Here is a 6,157-nt window from a genome sequence, read left to right on the forward strand (position 1 = left end):
ATGCAGACCACAGAATCGCGAACAACAACCGACCCCCTGCTCGCACCCGCACCTGCACCCGCACCCGGCTCCGCCGACGCGTCCCCCCTCGCCGTCACCCTCGTCCTCGGCAGCAACCGCCACGGCCGCTTCGGCCCGATCGTCGCGGACTGGCTCCTGGACCACATGCGCGACCACACCGACCTCAACCCGGAGGTCATGGACGTTGCGGAGGCCGATTTGCCGACGACCTTCGAACCCAGCGCCGCGGCCCTCGCCGCCCGCTCCACGGTCACCCCGAGACTGGCGGCGGCCGACGCGTTCGTCGTCCTCACCCCCGAGTACAACCACTCCTTCCCGGCGGGCCTCAAGAACCTCATCGACTGGCACTACACCGAGTGGCGCGCCAAGCCGGTCGCCCTCGTCTCCTACGGCGGCCTAGCGGGCGGCCTCCGCGCCGTCGAACACCTCCGCCAGGTCTTCGCCGAACTCCACGCCGTGACGATCCGAGACACCGTCTCCTTCCACAACGCGGGCGCGTCCTTCGACGAGGGCCGCCTCAAGGACCCGTCGGGTCCGGACGCTGCGGCGAAGGTGATGCTCAATCAACTGGTGTGGTGGGGGCGGGTGTTGAGGGAGGGACGGGGGGTGCGGCCGTATCCGGTCTAGGGCGGCCCCACCCCTCAGCCCACGGAAATGCGCTTCGGCCAGGCGGAGTTGGCACCGACGACCTCTATGCCGGACTCGGCCGCGGCGGTCCGGCCGCCCGCGTGGAAGCGGACCGAGCCGTCGGCCCGTACGGCCCAGATGTCGGGGATGCCGTCCTTGTTGACGTCGGGCGTGCCGTACAGGAAGGGCATGCTGCTGCTCGCCCAGCCGGCGGGGCTGTAGTAACTGTCGGCCCCACCGGAGGAGTTGGCCGCGGTGGCCAGCGAGTTCACATCCACGCCACCGGAGCTGGCGGCGATGCCCTTGCGCAGCAGCAGCCGGCCGGTGCCGTCGGAGCGGAAGACGAGATCGGTGACGCCGTCGCCGGACACGTCCTGGGCGAGGACGATGTCGCGCTCCTTCCAGGAGGAGGCGACCAGGCGGACGGCCTGATCGACGGTCGCGCCGTGATACCCGGTGAAGACCCACAACTCGTCGTCGGTTCCGGCGGCGTTCCTCACGGTGGCGAAGAAGTCGGTGCGACCGTCGCCGGTGATGTCCCCGGCCGCGACGATCTGCGTGAAGGCGGCGGGATCAGGGGCGCCCGCCGGCAGCAGGATCTCCTGACGGCGATCGATGTTGACGGCGCCGTAGCCGTCGCCGGGATAGACCCACAGCCTGCCGCCGACACGTACGACGAGGTCCTGGAGGCCGTCACCGCCGTAGATGTCACCGTTGTGCGTGATCAGCGCACCCTTGAAGTGCCCGCCGGGGGCGGCGACATACGGCGGCAGGTCGTCGCCGTTGGGATCCTTGTCGGGGTTGGCGTGATAAGCGCCGGCCATCGAGTAGTCCAGGTCGCCGGTGCCCTTGGTCAGGTCGGTGAGGTCCGCCTGGGAGGGGTAGAGGGCGAGGTTGCCGGCCTCGGTGACGGCCATGAGGTCGGGCAGTTGGTCACCGGTGAAGTCGCCGGGCTTGTCGGCCTGGTCGCGCGGAGTGACGTAGAAGAAGTACTTCGTCGGTTCCGAGGGGTTGTCGGCGCTGTCGATGGTGCGGACGTAGAGGACGTTGGGTCCTGCGGTCGGTGGCTTCGCGGTGGTGATGGTGGTGGTCTGGCTGGTGGGGGAGCCGACGACACGGCTGGCACTGCCCGTGAAACTGGGGGAGTTGTAGCCGTACTCGTAGCGCTTCACGTCGGTGTTCAGCGCGCGGAAGGTGAAGGAACCGGCCTCGCCGAACTTCTTGACCGACCAGACGGCGTCCTCCGAGCCGCTGCCGAAGCCGTTCTCGCTGCCGTCCGCGTTCGGGAAGTCGGTGGAACTGACCTTGGGCGGCCTTGGCGCGGTGGTGTCGAGGACGAACCGGCAGGGTGCCTTCGTCGGATACCAGCCGGAGGTCGTACCGGCGTCGTCGACCGCCCGGACCCGCCAGGAGTAGGTGGCGCCGCTCTTGAGACCGTTGGTGGAGAAGCCCTTGGTCGACTTGAGAGCCGTGCCGGTGTCGGCGCCGGCAGGGACCTTGCCCGTCGACTTCAGCAGGTCGCCCGTGGTGTCCAACTGGCCCAGCTGCCACAGGTCGAAGTCGAGGAAGTCGAGGTTCTTGTCCTTGTCGGTGGCCTTGGCGGTGAAGACGAGGTCGCCGGAGCCCATGCGGACGTACGGCTTCGTGGTGGTGCACTTGCTGTCCGGGCCGAGGTCGAGAGAGTTGGAGACGATCGTGGGCTTGCGGTTGTAGACGAGTTCCAGGACGGGGGCGAAGTCACCGTTGGCCTGGAACTTCTTCCACGCGTACTGGGCGTTCTCGTCGCGGGCGCGCAGACCGAAGGTGATCATCTCCTCGCCCTTGTCGGCGGCCTTCTGGGCGCCCTTCTTGACGTCGAAGGTCTCGAAGGCGTCGCGGCAGCCGGACTTGTAGCCGTGCGCGAAGCTCTTGGTGGCCAGCTTGTTGCCGTCGTGGAGGTCGGGCGCGTTCTTCCAGTTGGTGTGGGAGTCGATGTCTCCGGTGAGGTGGACGCTCAACGAGCGGTCCTGGCACGACCAGGAGTAGGTCTCCAGCATGCGCAGCTTCGCGCTGGTGATCTTCGTGCCCTTGAGGTCCTTGTCGAAGGAGATGTTGAAGAAGGAGCGCGAGGTGCCCCAGGTGTCGGACTCGAAGCCGACGCGGGCCTCGTGGGTGCCGCCCTTGTTGAAGCCCTTGCCGTTGTAGAACGTGGCGTTGGGGAAGCGGTCGTAGGCGGTGGTCCAGTTCTGGGTGTGCTTCTTGACCGAGGGGTCGATGAAGACGGGGTAGTTGGTGGCCGGGTCGTTCAGGAAGTCCTGGTCGGGCGTGAGCTTCCACTGACCGGTGGACAGGGCGGCCTCGACCACGTTGCCGCGCGAGTCGGGGGAGGGACCGTCGAGGGAGGGCAGGCCCAGCGTCGCGGACGAGCCGGTCGGGGAAGGGGCGGGCGTCGGCTCGGCCGGTACGGAGGGCAGCGGGGATTCCGAGATGTCCGGTGCCGCTCCGTCGCTGGCCGACGGCAGCACTTCGACGTCGGCATCGCCTTGTTCGTCGGACTCGGGTGGCTCCTCCTCGGAAGGGCTCGGAGAGTCCGAGGGTCCTTCGGGTGCAGAGCCGGTCGGATCCGGTGCCTCGGTGGCAGTCGGCTGGGCGGTGGCGCCCACCTGGCCATCCGTCACAGCTGGAGTTCCGCTGCTGTCCCACATCAGTGGGGTGGGCGACACCGCGACCTCTTCGTCGTCGGCGTTCTCGACGCTGACGATCTCGGACGCGGGATCGAGGCGGAAGGTGAGGCGGGCGGAGTGCAGGCCGTACACCAACTGCTGTACGTGAGGATCGGAGGCTGCCTGACGGTTCTTCAGGACGACGAGCTGACCGAATCCGTCGTCGTCGGCGGTCAGCACGAGGTCGCCGCCGGGGAAGATCTCCGGGTACAGCGCACGGTTGCCGTCGATGACCGGGGTCGGGACGGGGCCTGGCCAAGTGAGCTGGATCTCGTACTCACTTGCGCTGCCGACGTACAGCGTGACCAACGGAGTCTCGGTGTCGGCCTGGGCGGCCTGCTTCACCAGGGACACCCGGTGCGGGGCCGAGCGGGAGGCGCGCTGCTCGTCACGTCCCTGCGATCCGGCGGAGAACACCAACCGGGTGTTGGTGGCCTTCGGCTCCCAGCCTTGCTTGGTTCGGCGCAGGCTCGGGTCGATCTTCTTCCACTCACCGCCGACCTTTGCACGGACGGGTGAAGAGAAAAGCTGCTTCATCATGAGTCCGTCGGGGCGGGCCCACGTACTGGAGTGCGGGGTACGCGCGGCAGTTGCCTCGACGGCTTTTCCGGTCCGTGCCGCCTTGGTGAGTGCGGAGGCTTCGGTGACGGATTTCGTGCGTCGGTCGTGTCCACCGGTGCCGTGAGCGGCTTTGTCGTCCAGGCGGAATCCGACATACACGATGCCGGTGGTCGCGACCGCCGTGGCGAGCAGTGCCGCGCCGAGCCGACGGCCGGGCGTACGAGACCAGTTACGCGTCATCGGTCGAGTTCCCTTCCCCCTGGAGCCGGCGCGTGGCAGGGCGCGACCGGGCCAGCCGATGATGACCTATGGAGGAGCTGTCGTCACCCTGTGGGGATTTCGCGTGCGAGGTGTGAGTGGTGGAGCTCGGGTTCTCGGCGGGCTCGGGCCGACGGCTCCCCGTTATCTCGGGTGTTCGGACCGGCGAGCGGTGAAATGCGGAAAACCGCACAATCCTTGAAGAATTGACGGGCCGTTTGAACGGGGAAATCGCTATTCAACCTATTGAGGATCAATGAGGAGTTGCTCACGGGCAAAGGTCTATGTCGCCTTCATGTGATATCGGTGCGTAATGAATCATTACGCTCAGTGATTATGATCACATTGCCCCACTGAGCTCTGGTATTCCCTCACAGGACGATCACAGAATCTCCGTCATCTGGAATGTCGTCGTGCGTGGTCCGTCACCGGTCCCGCTTCAAGTGGTCCGGGGGGTCCCGCCGTGTTCCGTCGACCTTCGCATGCCCGCGAACGCCGCCTGACGCGCGCAGCCGTGCCCGCCGTGGCGGCCGCGCTGCTCCTAGGGCTGCTGCCCGCGCAGGCGCTCGCGATCCCCCCTGATCCATCGGCGGAAGAGACCGGACGCGAGACGCTGACCCTTGAGCACCTTGAGAGCGAACCGCCGGTGCCCGGCAAGGAGTTCAGCCGGAACCTGAAGACTCTCAAGGCCAAGGTTCCCAAGGATCTGTCGGTCGCGCCGACCGGGACGACGAGCCCGCCTTCCGGCCTGGCGGGCTCAGTCACCTTCAGTTCGAGCACGACCGCGGCGGCCTCGGCCGGAACGGCCACGGCCAACGCCGAGCAGTCGGCCCTGAGCCCCGTCGGCACGTTGCCCGTCAGCCTGGGCCAGGCACCGGACCAGTCGGCGCCCACGGGCACCTGGCAGGTGAGCATCCCGGACCGCACCTCATCGGTCGGCCAGGGCGTGGACGGTGCTGTGCTCGTCGTCCAGGCTCCCGCCGGCGGCTCGGTACCCGTCTCCGTCAAGCTGAACTACTCCGGGTTCAAGAATCTGTACGGCGCCGACTGGGCGTCTCGCCTGCGCTTCGTTCAGTTTCCCGACTGCTACCTGACGACGCCGGACGACGAGGCCTGCACGGCGTACGAGGAACTGGAGACGACGAACGACACGGCGTCGGCCTCGCTCACCGCCACGGTCGACCCGGCGGGCGGCGACACCGTGACCCCTGCCTCGGCTTCGTCCGCGCAGCACACGAACTCCGGTGTCGTCCAGACGACTTACCGCAACCAGGCCCCGGTGACTCCGGTGGCAGCTGCGGGCAGCGGTACGGCAGTCGTCGGCGCGGTCGACTCCGGCGGCGGCGGTGGCGGCACCTTCACGGCCACACCGCTCGCCTCGGACGGCAAGTGGGAGGCGGGAGGGTCGTCGGGCGCGTTCACCTGGTCCTACCCGTTGACCGTGCCGGGCGCACCGGCGGGCCCCGCGCCCAAGATCTCCTTCAACTACAGTTCGCAGACCGTGGACGGCCGTACGGCCGTCTCCTCACCGCAGGCTTCCTGGATCGGTGAAGGCTGGGACTACGACGCCGGCCACATCGAGCGCCGCTACCGCTCCTGCCAGGACGACCGTAAGACGCTCGACGCCGGCATCCCCAACAACACCGGCAAGAAGAACAAGACGTCCGACCTGTGCTGGGCGTCGTACAACGCGGTGATGTCGTTGGCCGGCAAGACCACCGAACTGGTCCGGGACGCCGCCTCGGGCAGTGACCCGGAGAAGGACACCGAGGTCTACCGTCCGCAACAGGACGACGGCACCCGGGTCGAGCACCGGGTCGGCGGCAGCAACAGCGACAACAACGGTGAGTACTGGGTCGTCACGACCACGGACGGCACTCGGTACTACTACGGACTGAACGCGGTCGGTGGACAACGAGTTCGACCCCGCCGTGGCCTTCGGCGGCATCAAGCAGTCCGGACTGGGCAGGGACCTCGGCGACGCGGCC

Annotated in this window: 2 protein-coding genes and 1 pseudogene; 2 read left to right on the forward strand and 1 reads right to left on the reverse strand. The window is 67.8% G+C overall.

The window, feature by feature from the left end:
* Window positions 1–648 (forward strand): NADPH-dependent FMN reductase, encoded by a 648-nt coding sequence (locus ACWDR3_RS35195; RefSeq protein ID WP_450356632.1) that lies wholly within the window; start codon window positions 1–3, stop codon window positions 646–648.
* Window positions 649–662: 14 nt separating this feature from the next.
* On the opposite strand, the gene ACWDR3_RS35200 is transcribed toward ACWDR3_RS35195, so the two are convergent.
* Window positions 663–4,151: a DNRLRE domain-containing protein gene (locus tag ACWDR3_RS35200; RefSeq protein WP_450356633.1), complete on the reverse strand. Its 3,489-nt coding sequence runs from the start codon at window positions 4,149–4,151 to the stop codon at window positions 663–665.
* A 481-nt stretch (window positions 4,152–4,632) separates the two neighbouring features.
* On the opposite strand from ACWDR3_RS35200, the pseudogene ACWDR3_RS35205 reads away from it, so the two are divergent.
* Window positions 4,633–6,157, forward strand: a pseudogene (locus ACWDR3_RS35205) (polymorphic toxin-type HINT domain-containing protein); the annotation flags it as partial.

This window comes from Streptomyces sp. NPDC001002 (assembly GCF_053599215.1).